Annotated in this window: 18 protein-coding genes, 1 tRNA gene and 4 pseudogenes; 11 read left to right on the top strand and 12 right to left on the bottom strand. The window is 61.9% G+C overall.

Annotated features, from left to right (window positions below):
* Positions 1-47: 47 nt before the first annotated feature.
* From lolA to cysG, 5 genes are read left to right on the top strand one after another with little or no spacing between them, the layout of a single operon-like run.
* Positions 48-671: an outer membrane lipoprotein chaperone LolA gene (lolA, locus tag AB5975_28300; GenBank protein ID XDR20281.1), complete on the top strand. Its 624-nt coding sequence runs from the start codon at positions 48-50 to the stop codon at positions 669-671.
* Between the two features lie 12 nt (positions 672-683).
* On the top strand, positions 684-2009 hold the full coding sequence (locus AB5975_28295; GenBank protein XDR20280.1) for a replication-associated recombination protein A: 1326 nt from the start codon (positions 684-686) through the stop codon (positions 2007-2009).
* Positions 2006-2380, top strand: coding sequence for a fluoride efflux transporter CrcB (crcB, locus tag AB5975_28290; protein XDR20279.1), 375 nt, complete (start codon positions 2006-2008; stop codon positions 2378-2380). Before AB5975_28295 ends, crcB begins: the two co-directional genes overlap by 4 nt.
* Before the next feature lie 30 nt (positions 2381-2410).
* On the top strand, positions 2411-3691 hold the full coding sequence (gene serS, locus AB5975_28285) for a serine--tRNA ligase (GenBank protein ID XDR20278.1): 1281 nt from the start codon (positions 2411-2413) through the stop codon (positions 3689-3691).
* The gene (cysG, locus tag AB5975_28280) at positions 3692-5083 is read left to right on the top strand and encodes a siroheme synthase CysG (GenBank protein XDR20277.1); all 1392 of its coding nucleotides are present in this window, start codon (positions 3692-3694) and stop codon (positions 5081-5083) included.
* A 33-nt stretch (positions 5084-5116) separates the two neighbouring features.
* Here the strand turns inward: cysG and AB5975_28275 are convergent.
* The 8 genes and pseudogenes from AB5975_28275 to AB5975_28240 form a co-directional block, all read right to left on the bottom strand.
* Positions 5117-6075: pseudogene (locus AB5975_28275) on the bottom strand (glutathione S-transferase family protein).
* Positions 6076-6171: 96 nt separating this feature from the next.
* Complete coding sequence (locus tag AB5975_28270; GenBank protein ID XDR20276.1) at positions 6172-7173, bottom strand: glycosyl transferase family protein; 1002 nt, start codon at positions 7171-7173, stop codon at positions 6172-6174.
* Positions 7170-7505, bottom strand: coding sequence for a TusE/DsrC/DsvC family sulfur relay protein (locus tag AB5975_28265; GenBank protein ID XDR20275.1), 336 nt, complete (start codon positions 7503-7505; stop codon positions 7170-7172). Before AB5975_28265 ends, AB5975_28270 begins: the two co-directional genes overlap by 4 nt.
* A pseudogene (gene tusB / locus AB5975_28260) lies at positions 7502-7799 on the bottom strand (sulfurtransferase complex subunit TusB). Before tusB ends, AB5975_28265 begins: the two are co-directional and overlap by 4 nt.
* Positions 7799-8158: a sulfurtransferase complex subunit TusC gene (gene tusC, locus AB5975_28255; protein ID XDR20274.1), complete on the bottom strand. Its 360-nt coding sequence runs from the start codon at positions 8156-8158 to the stop codon at positions 7799-7801. Before tusC ends, tusB begins: the two are co-directional and overlap by 1 nt.
* A 1-nt stretch (position 8159) precedes the next feature.
* Positions 8160-8551 (bottom strand): annotated as a pseudogene (tusD, locus tag AB5975_28250) (sulfurtransferase complex subunit TusD).
* 177 nt (positions 8552-8728) lie between these two features.
* Positions 8729-10107 (bottom strand): annotated as a pseudogene (locus AB5975_28245) (nucleobase:cation symporter-2 family protein).
* Positions 10108-10286: 179 nt separating this feature from the next.
* Positions 10287-10958, bottom strand: coding sequence for a Bax inhibitor-1/YccA family protein (locus AB5975_28240; GenBank protein XDR20273.1), 672 nt, complete (start codon positions 10956-10958; stop codon positions 10287-10289).
* 133 nt (positions 10959-11091) lie between these two features.
* Between AB5975_28240 and AB5975_28235 the strand changes: the two genes are divergently transcribed.
* Together AB5975_28235 and AB5975_28230 are read left to right on the top strand one after the other, a co-directional pair.
* Positions 11092-11179 (top strand) — tRNA-Ser (locus AB5975_28235).
* A gap of 163 nt (positions 11180-11342) precedes the next feature.
* Positions 11343-11516, top strand: coding sequence for a hypothetical protein (locus AB5975_28230; protein ID XDR20272.1), 174 nt, complete (start codon positions 11343-11345; stop codon positions 11514-11516).
* A gap of 243 nt (positions 11517-11759) precedes the next feature.
* Here AB5975_28230 and AB5975_28225 read toward each other — a convergent pair whose 3' ends face one another.
* Positions 11760-12401: a 3-oxoacid CoA-transferase subunit B gene (locus AB5975_28225; protein ID XDR20271.1), complete on the bottom strand. Its 642-nt coding sequence runs from the start codon at positions 12399-12401 to the stop codon at positions 11760-11762.
* A gap of 8 nt (positions 12402-12409) precedes the next feature.
* Positions 12410-13105: a 3-oxoacid CoA-transferase subunit A gene (locus AB5975_28220; protein ID XDR20270.1), complete on the bottom strand. Its 696-nt coding sequence runs from the start codon at positions 13103-13105 to the stop codon at positions 12410-12412.
* A 228-nt stretch (positions 13106-13333) separates the two neighbouring features.
* Between AB5975_28220 and AB5975_28215 the strand changes: the two genes are divergently transcribed.
* Together AB5975_28215 and AB5975_28210 are read left to right on the top strand one after the other, a co-directional pair.
* Positions 13334-13783, top strand: coding sequence for a GNAT family N-acetyltransferase (locus AB5975_28215; protein XDR20269.1), 450 nt, complete (start codon positions 13334-13336; stop codon positions 13781-13783).
* Between the two features lie 111 nt (positions 13784-13894).
* Complete coding sequence (locus tag AB5975_28210; protein XDR20268.1) at positions 13895-14773, top strand: LysR substrate-binding domain-containing protein; 879 nt, start codon at positions 13895-13897, stop codon at positions 14771-14773.
* A gap of 72 nt (positions 14774-14845) precedes the next feature.
* On the opposite strand, the gene AB5975_28205 is transcribed toward AB5975_28210, so the two are convergent.
* Positions 14846-16063, bottom strand: a complete 1218-nt coding sequence (locus tag AB5975_28205) for an amidohydrolase family protein (GenBank protein ID XDR20267.1) — start codon at positions 16061-16063, stop codon at positions 14846-14848.
* Between the two features lie 281 nt (positions 16064-16344).
* Here AB5975_28205 and AB5975_28200 point away from each other — a divergent pair, with 281 nt between their 5' ends.
* On the top strand, positions 16345-17499 hold the full coding sequence (locus AB5975_28200; GenBank protein ID XDR20266.1) for an MFS transporter: 1155 nt from the start codon (positions 16345-16347) through the stop codon (positions 17497-17499).
* Here AB5975_28200 and AB5975_28195 read toward each other — a convergent pair.
* The gene (locus tag AB5975_28195) at positions 17493-18461 is read right to left on the bottom strand and encodes a LysR family transcriptional regulator (protein XDR20265.1); all 969 of its coding nucleotides are present in this window, start codon (positions 18459-18461) and stop codon (positions 17493-17495) included. The genes AB5975_28200 and AB5975_28195 overlap by 7 nt on opposite strands.
* A gap of 234 nt (positions 18462-18695) precedes the next feature.
* Between AB5975_28195 and AB5975_28190 the strand changes: the two genes are divergently transcribed.
* Positions 18696-20033 (top strand): MFS transporter, encoded by a 1338-nt coding sequence (locus AB5975_28190; protein ID XDR20264.1) that lies wholly within the window; start codon positions 18696-18698, stop codon positions 20031-20033.
* Positions 20034-20130 lie beyond the last annotated feature (97 nt).

The raw sequence follows: 20130 nt of genomic DNA, 5'->3' as shown, positions 1-20130 counted from the left end.
GCGCCAACGGTGGTGCCCGGCCTTTTCAACGCTCAATGAGGATTCCCATGCGCGCGATTCGCATGCTGTTGGTTTCTGCCCTGGCTCTGGGCACTGTTACGGCTTATGCCGGTGAGCAAGATGTACAACGCTTGACCCAGCTGCTGGAGAAGTCGCAGACCATCGAGGCCAACTTTTCCCAGCTGACCCTGGGCGCCGATGGCACCAGCTTGCAGGAAACCTCGGGCAAGATGACGGTCAAGCGCCCAGGCCTGTTCTACTGGCACACCGATGCGCCGCAGGAGCAGGTGGTGGTGTCGGATGGCAAGAACGTCACCCTGTGGGACCCGGACCTGGAGCAGGCCACCATCAAGAAGCTCGACGTGCGTCTGAACCAGACCCCGGCTCTGCTGCTGTCCGGTGACGTGTCGAAGATCAGCCAGAGTTTCGATATCGCCTCGAAGGAGCAGGGCGAAGTAATGGACTTCACCCTCAAGCCCAAGACCAAGGACACGCTGTTCGATTCGCTGCGCGTCTCGTTCCGCAAGGGCCTGATCAATGACATGCAATTGATCGACAGTGTTGGTCAGCGCACCAACATCCTGTTCAATGGCGTCAAGGCCAACCAGGCGGTGCCGGACAGCAAGTTCACGTTCGACATCCCCAAAGGCGCCGACGTGATCAAGGAGTAACCAGAGCCCGTCATGGACCTGTTTCGAAGCGAACCCGTCGCTCAGCCCCTGGCCGCCCGCCTGCGCCCGTCCAACCTGGATGAATACGTTGGCCAGGAGCACCTGCTGGCGCGCGGTAAACCGCTGCGCGAGGCGCTGGAGCAGGGTGCGCTGCACTCGATGATTTTCTGGGGGCCGCCTGGGGTGGGCAAAACCACCCTGGCGCGGCTGCTCGCGCAGTTCTGCGATGCGCACTTCGAAACGGTGTCGGCGGTGCTGGCTGGGGTGAAAGAGATTCGCCAGGCGGTGGAGGTGGCCAAGCAGCAGGCTGGTCAATATGGCCGCCGCACCATCTTGTTCGTTGACGAAGTGCACCGTTTCAACAAGTCGCAGCAGGACGCCTTTCTACCCTATGTGGAAGACGGCACACTGCTGTTCATCGGCGCCACCACCGAAAACCCGTCGTTCGAGCTGAACAACGCGTTGTTGTCGCGGGCGCGGGTCTACGTGCTCAAGAGCCTGGACGAGGCGGCCCTGCGCAAGCTGGTCAACCGTGCGCTGACCGAAGAGCGTGGCCTGGGCAAGCGCAACCTGCGGGTGGGTGACGAAGCTTTCAAGATGCTGATGGCCGCCGCCGACGGTGATGGCCGGCGCATGCTCAATTTCCTCGAGAACGCTTCGGACCTGGCCGAAGATGGCAGCGAGATCGACGTCGAGATGCTGCAGAGCCTGCTGGGTGACAGCCGTCGCCGTTTCGACAAGGGCGGCGAGGCGTTCTACGACCAGATTTCCGCGTTGCACAAATCGGTGCGCGGCTCCAACCCTGATGGCGCTTTGTATTGGTTCGCCCGCATGCTCGACGGCGGCTGCGACCCGCTGTACATCGCCCGCCGCGTGGTGCGTATGGCCAGCGAGGACATCGGTAATGCCGACCCGCGCGCGCTCAGCCTGTGCCTGGCAGCCTGGGACGTGCAGGAGCGCCTTGGCAGCCCCGAGGGTGAGCTGGCGGTGGCCCAGGCCATCACCTACCTGGCCTGTGCGCCCAAGAGCAACGCGGTGTACATGGGCTTCAAGACGGCGCTGCGAGAAGCCGCCGAACATGGGTCGCTGGAAGTGCCGCTGCACCTGCGCAATGCCCCGACCAAGCTGATGAAGCAACTGGGCTATGGTGACGAGTACCGCTACGCCCACGATGAACCCGACGCCTACGCCGCCGGTGAGGATTACTTCCCCGATGAGCTGGAGCCACGCCAGTACTACCAGCCAGTGCCCCGTGGCCTGGAACTGAAAATTGGCGAGAAACTGCGCCACTTGGCCGACCTGGACCGAAACAGCCCCCGTCAGCGGAGAAAACCATGATCGCACTCATTGCCGCGGTCAGCGCGGGCGGTGTTGCTGGCACTTTGTTGCGCTTCGCTACCGCCAATTGGGTCGCGGCCCACTGGCCACGGCACTTCTATGCCGGTACGCTGGCGGTCAACCTGGTTGGCTGCCTGCTGATCGGCCTGCTCTATGGCTTGTTCTTGCACAAGCCGCTGGCGCCGATCGAATTGCGCGCTGGCTTGATTGTCGGCTTCCTCGGTGGCCTGACAACCTTTTCCTCTTTCTCGCTCGATACCGTGCGCCTGATGGAAAGCGGGCAAGTGCCCCTTGCCTTGGGCTATACCAGTATCAGCGTGGTGGGTGGGCTGCTTGCAACCTGGGCTGGCCTGTCCCTGACCCGATTCTGAACCAACACTTACATATAACGAGAGAACGATATGCTCGATTCCAAACTGTTACGCGGCCAACTTCAGGAAGTGGCGGATCGCCTGGCCTCCCGTGGCTTCAGCCTGGATGTCGCGCGCATCGAATCACTGGAAGAACGCCGCAAGGCGGTGCAGACCCGCACCGAGCAACTGCAGGCCGAGCGTAACGCCCGCTCCAAGTCCATCGGTCAGGCCAAGGCCAAGGGCGAAGACATCGCGCCGCTGATGGCCGACGTCGAGCGCATGGCCAATGAACTGGCCGCCGGCAAGCTTGAGCTGGACGGTATCCAGGCCGAGCTGGACGGCATTCTGCTGACCATCCCCAACCTGCCGGACGCGAGCGTACCGGTCGGTGCCAGCGAAGACGACAACGTCGAAGTGCGCCGTTGGGGCACGCCGAAGGCGTTCGACTTCGAAATCAAGGACCACGTCGCCCTTGGTGAAGTCAGCGGTGGCCTGGACTTCGAAGCGGCTGCCAAGCTGTCCGGCGCCCGTTTCGCTGTGCTGCGTGGCCCGATCGCCCGCCTGCACCGCGCCCTGGCGCAGTTCATGATCAACCTGCACACCGGCGAGCACGGCTACGAGGAACACTACACCCCTTACCTGGTGCAGGCTCCGGCCCTACAGGGCACCGGCCAGCTGCCCAAGTTCGAGGAAGACCTGTTCAAGATCACCCGCGAAGGCGAGGCTGACTTCTACCTGATCCCGACCGCCGAAGTGTCGCTGACCAACCTGGTAGCGGGTGAAATCCTCGACGCCAAGCAACTGCCGCTGAAACTGGTTGCCCACACCCCATGCTTCCGCAGCGAAGCCGGTGCTTCCGGCCGCGACACCCGCGGCATGATCCGCCAGCACCAGTTCGACAAGGTCGAGATGGTCCAGGTGGTAGAGCCGGCCAAATCGATGGAAGCCTTGGAAGGCCTGACTGCCAACGCTGAGCGCGTGCTGCAGTTGCTGGAGCTGCCGTACCGCGTGCTGGCCCTGTGCACCGGCGACATGGGCTTTGGTGCAGTGAAAACCTACGACCTGGAAGTGTGGGTGCCGAGCCAGGACAAGTACCGCGAAATCAGCTCGTGCTCCAACTGCGGCGACTTCCAGGCGCGCCGCATGCAGGCCCGCTGGCGTAACCCGGAAACCGGCAAGCCAGAACTGGTGCACACCCTCAACGGCTCTGGCCTGGCCGTAGGCCGTACCTTGGTTGCCGTATTGGAAAACTACCAGCAGGCCGACGGCTCGATCCTGGTGCCGGAAGTGCTGAAGCCGTACATGGGCGGCGTCGAGGTCATCCGCTAAATGAATTACCTGCCGCTGTTCCACAAGCTGCAGGGCGGCCGCGTGCTGGTCGTCGGCGGCGGTGAGATCGCCTTGCGCAAGGCGCGCCTGCTGGCCGATGCCGGCGGTGTGCTGCGCGTGGTGGCGCCGGACGTCGACGGCCAGTTGGCCGCGTTGGCCCGGGAAGGTGGCGGTGAGGTGCTGGTGCGTGGCTATCAGGCAGCCGACCTTGTCGGTTGCCGGCTGGTGATCGCGGCTACCGACGACCCTGGGCTCAATGCCCAGGTGTCGGCCGATGCGCAGGCCCTCAGCCTGCCGGTCAACGTGGTGGATGCGCCGGCCCTGTGCACGGTGATCTTCCCGGCGATCGTCGACCGCTCGCCGCTGGTGATTGCGGTTTCCAGCGGTGGTGATGCCCCAGTGCTGGCGCGCTTGATTCGCGCCAAGCTGGAGGCGTGGATCCCTTCGGCCTACGGCGAGCTGGCCGGGCTGGCGGCGCGTTTCCGGCACAAGGTCAAATCCTTGTACCCAGACGTCAATCAGCGCCGCGGCTTCTGGGAAACCGTGTTCCAGGGGCCGATCGCCGAGCGCCAGCTGGCCGGGCAGGGCGCTGAAGCCGAGCGCCTGTTGCAGGCGATGGTAGAAGGCGCGCCGGTGCAGCAGGGCGGTGAGGTGTACTTGGTAGGTGCTGGCCCGGGCGATCCGGACTTGCTGACCTTCCGAGCCTTGCGCCTGATGCAGCAGGCCGATGTGGTGCTGTACGACCGCCTGGTGGCGCCAGCTATTATCGAGATGTGCCGGCGGGATGCCGAGCGCATCTACGTGGGCAAGCGCCGCGCTGAGCATGCCGTGCCGCAGGATCAGATCAACCGCCTGCTGGTCGATCTGGCCCAGCAGGGCAAGCGGGTGCTGCGCCTGAAGGGTGGCGACCCGTTCATCTTCGGCCGGGGAGGCGAAGAGATCGAGGAGCTGGCCGAGCATGGCATCCCGTTCCAGGTGGTGCCGGGCATCACGGCGGCCAGTGGCTGTTCCGCTTATGGCGGCATTCCGCTGACTCACCGCGACTATGCCCAGTCGGTGCGTTTCGTCACCGGGCACCTGAAGGATGGCACCAGCAACTTGCCGTGGAATGACCTGGTGGCGCCAGCGCAGACCTTGGTGTTCTACATGGGGTTGGTGGGTTTGCCGACCATTTGCGCCGAGTTGATTCGCCATGGGCGAGCGGCCAGCACACCGGCTGCTTTGGTTCAGCAGGGGACGACGCGAAACCAGCGGGTGTTCACCGGTACCCTGGCAGACCTGCCGGGCCTGGTGGCCCAGCATGAAGTGCATGCGCCAACCCTGGTAATTGTCGGGGAAGTGGTGCAGTTGCGTGAAAAGCTGGCCTGGTTCGAAGGTTCGCAGAACAGCTGACAATGCTGGGGCTGCAAAGCAGCCCCGGCTTTCTCAAGCCTGCCAAATCCCCTTGCCCACCAGCCGCTCCCGATCATGCGGCGCGCCAAAGTCCAGCAAAGGCCCTTTAGGCACTATCCCGTTCGGGTTGATGGTCTTGTGGCTCATGTAGTAGTGCTTCTGTATATGCTCCATATCCACAGTGGCCGCTACCCCTGGCCACTGGTACAGCTCGCGCAGCCAGTTCGACAGGTTGTGGTAGTCGCTCAGGCGCCGCAGGTTGCACTTGAAGTGCCCGTGGTACACCGCATCGAAGCGCACAAGCGTGGTGAACAGGCGTACATCGGCCTCAGTCAGGTACTCGCCCGCCAGGTAGCGATTGCGGCTTAGCAAGTCTTCCAGGTAATCCAGTTCGTTGAACACATCATCAAACGCCGCTTCGTAGGCGTCTTGCGTGGTGGCAAAGCCTGCCCGGTAAACGCCGTTGTTCACCGCCGGATAAATGCGCTCGTTCAGCGCCTCGATGACCGGTCGCAGTGGTTCGGGTACAAATCCAGGGTGTTGCCAGTCAGCTCGTTGAACGCGCTGTTGAAGATACGGATGATCTCCGACGATTCGTTGTTGACGATGCGCTGCTCTTTCTTGTCCCACAGGACAGGCACGGTCACCCGGCCGGTGTAATGCGGGTCATCCTGGGTATAGCGCTGGTGCAGATACTGCAGGGCGCCAAGGTGGTCGCCGCTGGAGCCTTGCTGCTGGTCGAAGGTCCAGCCATGGTCTTGCATCAGCCAACTGACCACCGACACATCGATCAATGGCTCAAGGCCTTTGAGGGTGCGCAAGATCAGGGTGCGATGAGCCCATGGGCAGGCCAGCGAGACGTACAGGTGGTAACGGCCGGCTTCGGGGGCGGGGAGTTGATTGCGGCGTTGGGCGTTTTCGCGTTTGAACGTACCGTCCTTGCCGTTTTCATACCACTGGTCATGCCAGCGGCCGTCGATCAAAAGGCCCATGAGTGAGCTCCTCGGTACAAAGTGATTTCTCGTTGGAGCCCAGTCTAGGCCAAATCGTTCGAACAAATAGCGCAAAGATCGGGGTTATACGATCGGTTAAATCGATCGGTTTCGCGTGTTCCAATAGCCTTGAGCTGTCGCAAACGCTTGTTCGCGGTCCCGCCCTAAGCCCCGCAATGCCAGGGCCATGGTGGCGATGACGGCCTTCTCGCCATAGCTGTCTTCAATCTCGCCACGCCAGAACGCCAGCAACTGTTCGGCCTGCAGGCTGGGCGGTTTGACATGTCGGCGCTCGCTCAGCGCTGGCCACTCTTCGTCCCACGCTTCGCCCGCCGTGGTGCCGTAGAGGTGGCTGATGACATCAGGGTTGACCTCGATCTCGCCACCGTCGCCCTTGATCACCACGGCATGATCGCCCAGCAGCCGGCTAGCCTCGCGGTGCACGGCCTGATAGCCGGGATGGAAGATGCTTTGCAGGCCACAGCGCGCACCCAGCGGGTTGAGCACCCGGGCCAGCGAGTGGATCGGTGAGCGCAGGCCCAAGGTGTTGCGCAGGTCGATCATGCGCTGCAATTGCGGCGCCCAATCGTGCAGCGGGAAGAACGCCAACTGATGCTGGTCCAGTGCGTTGCCGACTGCATCCCAATCGCGGCACAGCGGGATCTGCAACCGTTCGAGCAACTGTTCGCTGTACATGCGCCCGGCGGTGTGCGCGCCACCGCCGTGCATCAGGATGCGCACGCCATTGTTGGCCAGGCACTTGGCAGCCAACAGGTACCAGGGCAGGTGGCGCTTCTTGCCGGCGTAAGTGGGCCAGTCCAGGTCCACGGCGATGCGCGGTGCCTGCAGGTGGGAGCGCAGGGCCTCGGTGAAGCCGGCCAGTTCTTCGGCGCTTTCTTCCTTGTGCCGCAGCAGCATGAGGAAGGCGCCCAGCTGAGTGTCTTCGACCTTGCCTTCCAGCAGCAGGGTCATGGCAGCACGGGCTTCTTCGCGGGTCAGGCCGCGCGCACCGCGCTTGCCTTTGCCGAGAATGCGCACGAATTCGGCGAACGGGTGTTCGGCGGGAGTTTCCAGGGTGAGCGGACGAGGGTCGGTCATATGCAGTTGGTCGGCTTGGGCAGGCCCGCCAGCTTGGCGGCGAGTTTGGCGGGGGTGCCGTTGAACAGGCGGTTCAGGTGCGGGCTGTTGCCCTTGTCCGGGCCCAGTTTCAGCGCCGTGTACTTGATCAGCGGGCGCGTGGCCGGGGACAGCTGGAATTCCTGGTAGAACTGGCGCAACAGTTCGAGGATCTCCCAGTGGTCCGCCGTCAGCAGGATGCCTTCGCGTTCGGCCAAGGCCTCGGCAGCAGCGTGGGACCAGTCTTGCAGGTCGACCAGGAAGCCGTCCTTGTCCAGGGCGATCGCTTGATCGCCAACGGTGAGCGTACTCATAGCCAGCTATTGACCTTGTCGTAGTGAAGCGACAGTTCGACGAACCCGGCGTAGTCCACGGCTTTGGCCAGTTCGTTGTCGATGGCGCGGGCTTGCAGGTCTTCGTTCAGGGCGAACAGGCGTGTGGCTAGGCCGGCACCTTGCAGCTGGCGGTGCGGCTCGCTGCCGCAGCGCAGGGCATACACCGCATCGCCGCACAGTAGCAGCGCGTCGTCGGCTCCGAGCAGGCGCAGGCAGCTGGCCAGGCGCTCGTCGCCAAACGGGGAGTGGGCAATTTACATGCAGGGTCGTCATCAAAGTGTTATCACCTGGTCAAAACGGGCGATCAGCGCGGACAAGGCCGCGTCATCGAGCACTTGCACCGGCAGTGCCAGGGTATCGGCTGCCAGGCCGCGGCGGGTGAGGCTGTGGCTGCAAGCGAACAGTTCCTCTACACCGAACATCGGCAGCGCTTGCAGGTTAGCGGCCAGGTTCTTCTGTTGCACCTCGGTGGGTTGCTGGCCGGGAGCGAGCTGGAACACGCCGTCGTCCAGAAACAGCATGCCCAGCGGCAGGTCGAATGCCCCGCCGGCCAGGGCGATGTCCAGTGCCTCACGGGCCGATGGGCCGTTCCACGGGGCCTGGCGGCTGATGATCAACATGGATTTAGCCATTTCAATCGCCTCCGAAGCAGACAAGGCGGTCAGCAACCTGCGCCGCTTCATGCAGTTGGCCAAGCCCCGACAGTTCCCAAGGTTTGGGCAGGTTCACGGCCGGGCGCTGGTAACGGTTGGCTTCGGCTTCATCGAGCACGCCACGGCGCAGGGCAGCGGCGATGCACACCACGGCGTCCAACTGGTGGGTCTCGATAAAGGTACGCCACTGGCCAGCCACGTCCAGTTCGTCCTGGGGGGCGACCACGTTGGCCGAGGCACTGTGCACCCCGTCCTGATAGAAGAACAGCCGGGCAATCTCATGCCCGCCGGCCAGCACTGCCTCGGCATAGCGCAAGGCACGCCGCGAGGAGGGCGCATGGGCCGGGAGAACACCGCGATAGCGAATTTCATGGATAACTCATGCAAAGGAATGCTGCCATGATAAAGCAAAAAAGCCCGCGCCCGCTTGTGCAAGCGGCGCGGGCTTCTATTGATTCCCCAGGCCTGTGCGATCCCTTGCAGGAGCGGCCTTGTGTCGCGATGGGCTGCATGGCAGCCCCCCATGGCCCTAACAGGTAGACACCAGACTTACGCCTGTTCCTTGCTTTCCGGCAAGAACCAGTTCAGCACCAGGGCACAGATCCCCCCGGTGGCCACACCCGACTCCAGCACATTGCGAATCGCCGCCGGCATGTGCGCCAGGAACTCCGGCACCTGCGCCACACCCAGGCCCAGTGCCAACGACACGGCAATGATCAGCAGCGCGCGACGATCCAGCCGGGTGCTGGCCAGAATGTTGATGCCCGAAGCCGCAACCGCCCCGAACATCACCATGGCCGCGCCACCCAGCACCGGCTCTGGCACCGCCTGGATCACCCCGGCAACGCTGGGAACAGCCCCAGCAGCACCAGCATCACGGCAATCCACATACCGATATGGCGGCTGGCAATCCCGGTCAGCTGAATTACCCCGTTGTTCTGGGCAAAGATCGAACTAGGGAAGGTGTTGAACAAGCCGGCCAGCAGCGAGTTGGCGCCGTTGACCAGTACACCGCCCTTGATCCGCTGCATCCATACCGGCCCTTCGACCGGCTGGCGCGACACCTTGCTGGTGGCGGTCACGTCACCAATGGCTTCCAGCGAAGTGACCAGGTAAATCACCAGCATCGGAATGAACAGCGCCCAGGAAAAGCCCAGGCCGAAGTGCAGCGGCGTCGGCACCTGGAACAGCGCGGCCTCGTGCATGCCGGTGAAGTCCAGGCGGCCCATGTAGCCGGCCAGCGCGTAGCCGACCGCCAGGGCGATGACGATGGCACAACTGCGCATCCACACCACGGGAATGCGGTTAAGGATCACGATAATCGCCAGCACCACGCCCGACAGCAGCAGGTTTTCGCCATTGGCGAAGGTGCCGTTGGCCATGGCACCAAAGCCGCCACCCATGCTTATCAGGCCTACCTTGATCAAGGTCAGGCCGATCATCAGCACGACGATGCCCGTCACCAGCGGGGTGATCAGGCGTTTGACGAAGGGCAGAATGCGCGACACCCCCATCTCGACGAACGAGCCCGCAATCACCACACCAAAAATGGCCGCCATCACCCCTTCAACGGGCGTGCCTTGCTTGACCATTAGCGCGCCGCCGGCAATCAGCGGGCCTACGAAATTGAAGCTGGTGCCCTGAACGATCAGCAGCCCGGCGCCAAATGGGCCGAAGCGTTTGCACTGGACGAAGGTGGCAATACCGGAGATCACCAGCGACATGGAAACGATCAGGTTGGTATCACGCGCCGAAACGCCCAGCGCCTGGCAGATCAGCAGGCCAGGGGTGACGATCGGCACAATGATCGCCAGCAGGTGCTGCAGGGCTGCCAGCAGGCCGATCAACAGCCGTGGCTTGTCCTCAAGGCCAAGCACCAGTTCATTGGCAGGCGCCGCTGCGCCTGGGCTGTGTTCGTGTGAGCTCATTGCTGAAAGCTGCCCCGGAAGAAAAAGGAGCGCATTCTACGGGGTGACGGAGGATTACGGTAGAGAAAAGCACGATAGCGGCATGATCGGCGGGTATGCATCCAATAAGCTGACTTTTAAGTCAATCCACTGGGTGCAAAAAAAGCCCGCCGAGGCGGGCTTTCTCTTACACCAGTCAATCAGTCATCACGACCCATGATGCCAAACAGCTGCAGCAGGCTGACGAACAGGTTGTAGATCGAAACATACAAGCTGATGGTCGCCATGATGTAGTTGCGCTCGCCACCATGAATGATCGCGCTGGTCTGGAACAGGATGCACACCGACGAGAACAGCACGAAACCAGCGCTGATCGCCAGCTGCAGGCCGCTGATCTGGAAGAAGAAGCTGGCCACGACAGCGCCCAGCAGAACAAAGAAGCCAGCAGTGATGAAGCCGCTGAGGAAGCTCATGTCCTTGCGGGTAATCAGCACATAGGCCGACAGACCACCAAATACCAGCGCAGTCATGGCGAATGCCGAGCTGACCACTTCAGCGCCACCGGCCATGCCCAGGTAACGGTTGAGGATTGGGCCGAGAATGAAGCCCATGAAGCCGGTGAGGGCGAAGGTGGACACCAGGCCCCAGGCGGAATCACGCAGTTTATTGGTAAGGAAGAACAGCCCGTAGAAGCCGATCAGCACCACGAACACGTTCGGGTAGCCGACACGCATCTGCTGGGCAACGAAAGCCATGACACCGCTGAAGGCGAGGGTAAGCGCCAGCAGGCTGTACGTGTTGCGCAGGACCTTGCTGATCTCCTGCTGCTCGACCTGCTGGCCGTGGTGTACGGCGTAATCCTGTTCGCGCATGGCGACACTCCTTGGTAAACCTGTGGTTTCGAACGTTCAGATGCTAGGAGTCTATCAGAGCTCCTGCAACCCGCGACACAGAGAGTTTGACAGCGTGTTTCATTACGGTATGATGGCGGCCGCAAAACGAGCTGGAAGCGTGGCCGAGTGGTTTAAGGCAACGGTCTTGAAAACCGTCGATGGGCAACTATCCTAGAGTTCGAATCTCTACGCTTCCGCCATATTCAAAGCCCTGATTATTCAGGGCTTTTTGCGTTTTTGGGGCCTGTAAGAACGGGCCTGTGGAGTGGGGCGGTTCGACTTTGCGCCCAGAGATCTCTCGCACGCCGGCGCTGCGTAGGCTGTGCCCCTCACGATCTATGCCGTTCGCACCTGGAGGCCGAAATGAACAAGCTGATCCTGCCCGCCGCCATTTTCGTAAGCGTGATCATCGCCGGGAAGATAGCGGAGCACTTCGGCCTGGAAGGGGGTTGGAAAATAGGTGTGCTTTGCCTAGTGGCCGGTGTTGTTCAAATCGCAGTTACCCGTTTTCAACGTGCCCCGCGCAACAACGCCTAATTTTGAGCGCAGCGCACATGCGCAGCTCGGCATCATCCATCACCGCCTTGGCCAATGCGCAGCCCAAGGCCTAGCCTGCTGCGATTGCGGGCTGGGGTGGTGGGATAGTGGGTGTTGCTGGTGTCTTGGGGGCTGCAAGGCAGCCCCCCGGATTTCAGCGTTACATCAACAACTGCCGGGGCTGCTTCGCAGCCCTTTCGCGACACAAGGCCGCTCCTACACAGGTCTGCGTCGATCAAAACATCACTTGATCAGCGGCACACCACTCAGCTTCTGCAGCTCGTCAAAGTCGATGTCCGCGCAAATCTCGACCACTTTCAGGCCTTCAGGCGTTACTTCCAGCACGGCCAGGTCGGTGTAAATGCGGCTGACGCAACCAATACCGGTCAGCGGGTAGGTGCACGCGGGCACCAGCTTGCTTTCGCCGGTCTTGGTCAGGTGGTCCATCATCACGAACACCTGGCGGGCGCCGGTGGCCAGGTCCATCGCACCGCCCACGGCGGGGATCGAACCTTCGGCACCGGTGTGCCAGTTGGCCAGGTCGCCCTTGACCGACACCTGGAAGGCGCCCAGTACGGCGATGTCCAGGTGGCCGCCACGCATCATCGAGAACGAGTCGGCATGGTGGAAGAATGCACCGCCGGTCAGCAGGGTGACGTGCTGCTTGCCGGCGTTGATCAGGTCATCGTCTTCCTCGCCCGGCGCTGGGCTTGGGCCCATGCCCAGCAGGCCGTTCTCGCTGTGCAGGAATACTTCCTTGTCGCCCAGGTAGTTGGCCACCAGGGTCGGTGCGCCAATGCCCAGGTTTACGTACGCGCCTTCTTGAATGTCTGCGGCCACGCGTTGGGCCATCTCGGTGCGGGAGAGCTTTTTGGTGATGGTCATGGCAGGCCTCAGACAGCTTTGGCAATCGAAGAAGCGGCAGCGCCGGTGACGGCGACCACGCGCTGGACGAAGATACCCGGAGTGATGATGTGTTCCGGGTCCAGTTCACCGAGTTCGACAACCTGGTCGACCTGGGCGATGGCAGTCTTGGCGGCCATGGCCATGATCGGCCCGAAGTTGCGCGCGGCTTTGCGGTAGGTCAGGTTGCCCCAACGGTCACCCTTGTGCGCCTTGATCAGTGCGAAGTCGGCGTGCAATGGCATTTCCAGCACGTACATGCGGCCGTCGATTTCACGGGTTTCCTTGCCTTCGGCCAGCAGGGTGCCGTAGCCGGTCGGCGAGAAGAACGCACCGATGCCCGAACCGGCTGCGCGGATACGCTCGGCCAGGTTGCCTTGCGGCACCACTTCCAATTCGATCTTGCCGGCCCGGTACAGTTCGTCGAACACGTAGGAGTCGGATTGGCGCGGGAATGAGCAGACCACCTTGCGCACGCTGCCTGCCATGAGCAAGGCGGCCAGGCCGATCTCGCCGTTACCGGCGTTGTTGCTGATGATGGTCAGGTCGCGGGCACCGGTTGCGATCAGGCCATCGATCAGCTCGGACGGCATGCCGGCAGTGCCGAAGCCACCGACCATGATGGTCGAACCGTCGGTGATTCCTTCCACCGCGCTGGCGATGGACTCGTACGTTTTATTGATCAAGGCGAGCTCCTGGTTGTTCCTGGAGTTGTGGTTGTCGGGCTGGCCGGAGCGCGTGAAGCGATGGGGCCTGTCAGCGCTTGAAAGTGTTTGCTGACTTTCGGTATAGCGTGCCGCAAGATAGGGCAACAGTAGAGGGGGTTTGGCTGAATTTGTGCGATTATCGAACCGTTGTGCGATGTGCGAGCAGCTGCAGTGGGCATCAGAACCCCATCAACCAAAGGAGACCCCATGATCCGGCTGGCCGTAGCAACCGATGAGCCCGAGATCAGAAAGTGCGCCGAGCAGGCCTATGCTCGCTATGTGCCACTCATCGGACGCAAGCCAGCCCCGATGACCGCACATTTCGCCAGGCAGATCGCGCAAGGGGTGGTCTACGTAGCGACGGATGACCAGGCGACCTTTCAAGGCTTCATTGTCTTCTATGCCGAAGAAGGGCATTTGCTGCTGGAAAACGTGGCGGTCCTGCCCCGTGCAGCCGGGCGTGGTGTAGGAAAGGCGCTGATCGGCTTCTGCGAAAATGCCGCCCGGCGATTGGGGATAAGCACCGTCCATCTCTACACCAACGAGATGATGACCGAGAACCTGTCGATTTACCCCAAGCTCGGCTACGTAGAGGTGGGGAAACGTACAGAGGACGGTTTCAATCGGGTTTACTTCGAGAAAACCCTCGCTCCCTGATACCCCGTTCATGCGCGCGCACAAAGCATGCCCCGCACGCAGGCAATGCGTCATGCACCCCAGGTTCAGGCATCATGTACCCAGCCCCATTCAGAAAGCTGAACCCGCCCAATGCCAGAATCCACCAACCCCAACCGAGCCATCTACGACCTGGACATGCTCCGCACCGTGGTCATGGTGGCCGACTGCGGCAGTTTCACCGCCGCCGCTGCACGCCTGCACTCCACCCAATCGACGGTCAGCCAGAAGGTGCGCCGGTTGGAGGAAATGGTCGGCCACCAGTTGCTCGACCGCAGCAACCGCGAGGTGCACCCGACCGATGCCGGGGAAACATTGCTGGGTTTCGCACGGCACCTGCTGGCAGTGAGCAGCCAGTTGACCGAAGCCATGTCAGGCGGGGTGACGGTTACCGTGCGTATCGGCCTGCCGGACGATTTTGTCGCGGGCAAGACGATGCAGGCGTTGGCAGCGTTCAATCGGCGTAACCCGACAGTGAAGCTGGAGATCACCGGTGGCCTGAGCCGGGATTTGATGAGCACCTACGACCGTGGCGAACTGGACCTGGTGCTGATCAAGCAGCGGCGGCATAGCCGGGAGGCCAATGCCTGCCAGCCGGAGTGCATCGAGTGGATCGACAGTGCGCAGTACCCGTGTTTTGCCCAGGATCCGATTCCGCTGGTGACCTTTCCGCCGCGGGGGCTGTACCGGGATGACATGATCGGTGCGGTCGAGGCGATGGGGCGCAGTTGGCGGATCGCCTTTACCAGTTCGAGCCTGGCAGGGATTCAGGAGGCGGTGGCCAATGGCCTGGGGGTGAGTCTGTTGCCTTCGCGCGTGGTGACGGCCAGGCATCGAGTTTTGGGGGCGCAAGAGGGGTTCAAGCCGATCAAAGTGTTTGAGGCGGCAATTTTCCATCGGCCTACGGCGGACCCGATGGTGATGGAGCTGGCTGAGATTCTGATTGGGATTTTGCGGGCTGAGGCAGAGTAAGCACGGGGCTGGAAACCAGCTGGGGCGATGAGGGCTGCCAGGCAGCCCATCACCGGCAAGCCAGCGCTGACCTCAACGGCGCAGCTCGTTGGCAAACTGCGTAGCCTTCAACCGCAATTGCGCAGGCCCGCCCCAGAATGTGCCGTGGCGCACGATCACGCGTTCATGGAGGGCTGCCGCCACCGCCGCCGCCGCATTCGGCGCCTTGAACAGCACGAAACTGGCCTCGTTGCCGACCTTCAAACCGTAGTCTTGTTTGCCCATCACTCCGGCGCTGGCCTCAGTGGCCATTTCCAACGCAACCCGCAATTCTTCGTCGGTGTTGAAGCCCGAGCGATAGCTGATCAGCATCGCCCGTTGCAGCATGTCGCCATTGCCATACGGCCACCAGGCATCCTGGATATTGTCGTTACCGGTGAACACCCGCACACCGCCTGCACGCAGGCGTAGCACAGGCGGGAAGGCGTGTTCGCCGGGTGCGTTGGTCATGATCGATACGCCGGCGCCGGCCAGCAGCTCGGCCGTGCGGTCGACCACCGCGTCGGATACATCGCCCAGGCCATAGGCGTGGCTGACTGCCACCAAGCCTTGCATGCCCAAGGCGGTGGTGCGCGCGGCGATGCGTTCAAGCTGGGCGATGCAGATGTCGCCGGGTTCATGCAGGTGGATATCGACCTTCACGCCGTGCCGGTCGGCAATGCCGAACACGATGTCCAGCTGCGCTTCGGCGTCGCCATCCAGGGTGGTTGGGTCGATACCGCCGACGACCTGCACACCTTCGCGTATAGCCGCTTCCATCACGTCGGCAGTGCCGGGGCAGGTCACCACACCGGCCTGGGGGAAGGCCACAAGTTCGATGTCTATCAGGTCTTTCCAGGTGTCCCGGGCTTCGAGCATGGCGCGCAAGTTGGTCAGGCCGGTGGTGGCGTCCACGTCCACATGGCAGCGCATGGCCACGGTGCCGTAAGAGGCGGCCTGGCGCATCAGCGCGTCGGCGCGCTCGAGGATCGGTGGGGCGCTGGCAAGTTCGCGTTTTTCCACGGCCAGGCGCTCACGCAGGCTGGCGACGGGTTGGTGTGGGCGCCAGCGGTCGCCGACGAAGCTTTTGTCCAAGTGGATGTGGCCGTCGACGAAGCCGGGGAGCGCCAGCAGGCCTTCAAGGTCGATGGTCTCGCGGGCGGCTGTGCTGGCGCGTTGCGGGCCGATGTGGCTGATGCGGCCGTTGCTTACGGCGATGTGCAGGGGCAGGCCATCGGCGTCGATGGCATTGATGAACTCACGGTCGTTCATGAACGGGCCTTTTTTACTGAGGCTTGGGTGACGTACCACGGTAGGGCGGATGCGGGTATGTCTCCAATTAATTATCAGGATCCTATGCAGTGCATTTCTGGATGCAGGCAGGGCGCGTCAGCCTGCATTAAAAAGCCCACTGAAGTCGATTTCGATAATTAACTTTCCAAGCCTTCGCTCTCGGCCCAGGATTGCCCACGGGACCCGCCCGCCGCCAGCTACGGCGCCTTTCAGGGCCGGTCGCCACACACAATAAAAACAAATGCCGTGTCGGAGTCCCCATGACCCATGATTCCAAGCTGCTGCGTGCCGCGCTGATTTTCATTGCCTGTACCTCCTTCATTGTTTGTGGTGTGCAACCCATCTTCATGGGGTTGGTCACCGAACAGCTCAGCCTGTCACTCGACCAGCAAGGTTGGGTGGTGTCGGTCGAGATGATTGGCATGACCCTGGGCACCTTGCTGTGCCCACTGTTGATGAAGCGCCACGGCGGGCGCGGCTTGTGTCTGTTCGTAGGTGGGCTGTGCGTGGCGCTTAGCATCGCCACGGCTTTTACCAGCAGCAACGCGATGTTGCTGGGCGTGCGCCTGGCGGCCGGCACCTGCGCGGGGCTGGTGTATGCCTATGCGGTGTCCACGTTGGGCCGCCTACCCAATCAGGACCGTTCGTTCGGCCTGATGCTGTTACTGCAAACGCCGGAGTACTCGCTGTTTTCCGCAGCGCTGCCATTGCTTGCCGCGCAGAGTGGAACGGTAACCGCCTTGTGCGCGTTTGGCCTGTGGTACCTGTTGATCTGCGGCGCCAGCCTGGTGCTGCCGCGTCGCCCGGCAGTTTCGTTGGCCAATGACGAAGGTTCGCCCGCCCAGGGTGGTTCGGCGCGTGCGGGACGCACTGCACTGGTGGGCATGCTGTTCATGCAGATCGCCATCTATTGCGTGTGGGGCTTCATCGACCAGCTGGCGCGAGACCAGGGTATCGAAGGTGTCGACATTGGCTGGGCATTCGGCCTGTCTGCCATTGGCGGCCTGCCTGGGGCAGGGCTGCCGAGTTTGCTGGGCGCGCGGGTAAACCGGCAGTTGATGATTGCCGTAGGCTTGGTGGCAGTGTTCATTTCCATTGCCATGCTCACCGGCCATACCCGCACGCCGATGCAGTTGTTCGTGGCGCTGTTGCTGATCAACTTTGGCTGGGTGCTGTCGTTGTCGTACTACATGGCGCTGATTACCACCAACGACCCGACCGGCAAGCTTACGCCGCTGGTCAGCATTACCTTGATGGGCGCGGCGGCCGTGACGCCTGCGCTGATTGCCTTGTTGGTGGAAGGGTCCAATCAACAACTGATCTTCTTGCTGGGGACGGGGGCGTTGGTGATTGCTTTTGCGGTTACCTGCCTGGGGGGCGGGGTTAGAGGTGTGCGTAGAAAGGCTGTTTACTGAGCGTTCGCGGTTGAGGCTGCGCCGCAGCCCCAAGGTGCATGACGATTGGCGCAAGACCATGCATCCGAGAACAAGTCGAACATCAATTGTCGAAGCCAGCGGTTGGCCGGGTCCTTGTTGTACCGCCCATGCCAGAACAGGTTGATTTCGATGTTCGGCAATGCCACCGGGGGTGGCATAACGCTCAACCCGAACGGTGCCTCGCAACTGGCGGCAAACCGCTCTGGCACCGTTGCCAACAAATCACTGTGCTGCAGGATGTGCCCCACCGCCACGAAGTGCGGCACTTCCAGGCGAATGTTGCGCACCACCCCAGCCCGCGCGTAATACGTGTCGACCTCGCCATGCCCGGTATTGGCCGCCACCACACTCACATGCTCGAAGCTCATGAAGTTCTCCACGGTCAGGGGCTGCTGCGTAGCGGGGTGCCCTTTACGGCACAGGCACACATAGCGATGGTGAAACAGCCGCCGTTGAAAGAACCCCGCCTGCAGATGCGGTAACAGGCCAACCGCCAGCTCAATAGTGCCGTTCTGCAGCCCTTCGGCCAGGGTGTCAGCCGAGTTGCGCAATGTGCTGATGGTGCAGCCGGGCGCCAGTGCGGCAAACGCGTCCATCAGCTTGGGCATGAAGTAGATCTCGCCAATGTCGGTCATGGCCATGGTGAAGCGGCGATTGCTGGTGGCCGGGTCGAAAGTGTCCTGCCGGCTGAATGCGTCGCGTAGCGTTTGGATGGCTGTGGTAATCGGCTCCGCCAACTGCAGGGCGTAAGGAGTGGGCTCCATGCCCTGGTAGGTGCGCACGAACAACTCGTCCTGCAGCACAGTGCGCAGGCGCTTCAGGGCATTGCTCATCGCCGGTTGGGTCAGGCTCAGGTTTTCGGCGGCGGTCGAAACTTTGCGGTCGATCAGTAGCTGGTTGAAAACCAGCAGCAGGTTCAGGTCTAGATCGCGTAAATCCATGATACCTCTCAGGTATTGGTCGAGACGCGATGGGTATTGTTTTCAGGGTTTATCTGCGTCCGAATGCAACGCTACCGGAAACGAGACTCACTGGGTATGCATAAACAGTATTCATACCCGAAATAGCCACTATTCGAGTGGCTGCATATCAGCCGTGTCGCGCCTTGGTCATGATGGATCGCGCTAGCCAATTTGGGGGCATGCCCCATCCATAACAACTACAAGAGCGATGCCATGCGAAATATCAATGCAGCGGCCCTGCTGGAACGGGCCCGGTTCAATGCCTTTCACGCGCGTTTACTGTTCTGGTGCGCGCTGATCATCATCTTCGACGGCTATGACTTGGTCATCTATGGCGTGGTACTGCCATCGCTGATGGCCGAATGGGGCCTGAGCGCGGTACAGGCGGGGGTACTGGGCAGTTGCGCGCTGGTCGGGATGATGGCGGGGGCGCTGTTCTTCGGTTCGCTGTCGGACCGGATCGGGCGGCGCAAAACCATCATGACCTGTGTCTTGCTGTTCAGTGGCGTCACGGCCTTGAATGGGCTGGCCACTTCACCCGAAACCTTCGCGCTGTGCCGCTTTGTTGCCGGGCTGGGGATCGGCGGTGTCATGCCCAATGTGGTTGCGCTGATGAACGAGTACGCACCCGGCAAGATGCGCAGCACCTTGGTGGCGATCATGTTCAGTGGCTATTCGCTGGGCGGCATGCTGTCGGCTGGGCTGGGCATGCTGTTCATTCCCCAGTGGGGCTGGCAGGCGGTGTTCTATGTGGCTGTGATACCGCTGTTGCTGCTGCCGTTGCTGATCCATCAATTGCCCGAGTCCATGGACTTTCTGTTGCGCAGCGGTCAGGCCGAACGCGCCAAGGTTTTGCTGGCCCAGGCCACATCAGACTATTTGCCGGAGCACGATGACCAACTCAGCTTGGTCGCTACGCGGGCTGGGAAAGTGTCGATTCGGGAGGTTTTCAGTGAAGGGCGGGTGGTAAACACGCTGACGTTGTGGGCGGCATTCTTCTGTTGCCTGTTGATGGTTTATGCATTGAGTTCGTGGCTGCCAAAGTTGATGAGCAGTGCGGGCTATGGGCTGAACTCAAGCCTGGCATTTTTACTGGTGCTCAACTCGGGTGCGATCGTTGGGGCGATTGCGGGTGGCTGGCTGGGTGACCGTGTGGGTATCGCCAACGTGTTGCTGTGCTTCTTCGCCTGCGGTGCGCTGTCGCTCAGCCTGCTTGCGCTAAAGGCGCCCGTGGCGGTGCTGTACCTGCTCATCGCCGTGGCTGGCGCTTCTACCATTGGCACGCAGATTTTGGCCAATGCCTGCGCGGTGCAGTACTACCCGCCACACATCCGTTCCACCGGACTTGGGTGGGCAATGGGTATAGGGCGGCTGGGGGCAATCGTCGGGCCGGTACTGGGCGGGGTGCTGCACAGCGCGAACCTGCCTTATCAAAGCAGTTTCCTGGCGTTTGCCATACCGGGCGCCATTGGCGCCGTCGCCATTCTGCTGTTTATCCGGCGTCAGGTTGTGGCAACGCGAAGCCGGGGCGTTCAGCGAGTTACCGGCTGAGGAATATTCAGGTAGGTGATGGCGTTTATGGGTTTGGCGATATTTATCAATGGTCTGCCAGCAGTAATGATCGGCTCACTCCAATAACAATCAGCCC

The sequence above is a fragment of the Pseudomonas putida genome (assembly GCA_041071465.1).
GTDB lineage: Bacteria > Pseudomonadota > Gammaproteobacteria > Pseudomonadales > Pseudomonadaceae > Aquipseudomonas > Aquipseudomonas putida_P.
The sequence above is the reverse complement of the archived record's forward strand: the minus strand, read 5'-3'. Positions and strand labels throughout refer to the sequence as shown.

Bases quoted from the DNA above. Each gene is read 5' to 3' on its own strand.
- lolA (XDR20281.1), top strand. From the start codon at position 48: ATGCGCGCGATTCGCATGCTGTTGGTTTCTGCCCTGGCTCTGGGCACT.
- AB5975_28295 (XDR20280.1), top strand. From the start codon at position 684: ATGGACCTGTTTCGAAGCGAACCCGTCGCTCAGCCCCTGGCCGCCCGC.
- crcB (XDR20279.1), top strand. From the start codon at position 2,006: ATGATCGCACTCATTGCCGCGGTCAGCGCGGGCGGTGTTGCTGGCACT.
- serS (XDR20278.1), top strand. From the start codon at position 2,411: ATGCTCGATTCCAAACTGTTACGCGGCCAACTTCAGGAAGTGGCGGAT.
- cysG (XDR20277.1), top strand. From the start codon at position 3,692: ATGAATTACCTGCCGCTGTTCCACAAGCTGCAGGGCGGCCGCGTGCTG.
- AB5975_28270 (XDR20276.1), bottom strand. From the start codon at position 7,173: ATGACCGACCCTCGTCCGCTCACCCTGGAAACTCCCGCCGAACACCCG.
- AB5975_28265 (XDR20275.1), bottom strand. From the start codon at position 7,505: ATGAGTACGCTCACCGTTGGCGATCAAGCGATCGCCCTGGACAAGGAC.
- tusC (XDR20274.1), bottom strand. From the start codon at position 8,158: ATGGCTAAATCCATGTTGATCATCAGCCGCCAGGCCCCGTGGAACGGC.
- AB5975_28240 (XDR20273.1), bottom strand. From the start codon at position 10,958: ATGCGCGAACAGGATTACGCCGTACACCACGGCCAGCAGGTCGAGCAG.
- AB5975_28230 (XDR20272.1), top strand. From the start codon at position 11,343: ATGAACAAGCTGATCCTGCCCGCCGCCATTTTCGTAAGCGTGATCATC.
- AB5975_28225 (XDR20271.1), bottom strand. From the start codon at position 12,401: ATGACCATCACCAAAAAGCTCTCCCGCACCGAGATGGCCCAACGCGTG.
- AB5975_28215 (XDR20269.1), top strand. From the start codon at position 13,334: ATGATCCGGCTGGCCGTAGCAACCGATGAGCCCGAGATCAGAAAGTGC.
- AB5975_28210 (XDR20268.1), top strand. From the start codon at position 13,895: ATGCCAGAATCCACCAACCCCAACCGAGCCATCTACGACCTGGACATG.
- AB5975_28205 (XDR20267.1), bottom strand. From the start codon at position 16,063: ATGAACGACCGTGAGTTCATCAATGCCATCGACGCCGATGGCCTGCCC.
- AB5975_28200 (XDR20266.1), top strand. From the start codon at position 16,345: ATGACCCATGATTCCAAGCTGCTGCGTGCCGCGCTGATTTTCATTGCC.
- AB5975_28195 (XDR20265.1), bottom strand. From the start codon at position 18,461: ATGGATTTACGCGATCTAGACCTGAACCTGCTGCTGGTTTTCAACCAG.
- AB5975_28190 (XDR20264.1), top strand. From the start codon at position 18,696: ATGCGAAATATCAATGCAGCGGCCCTGCTGGAACGGGCCCGGTTCAAT.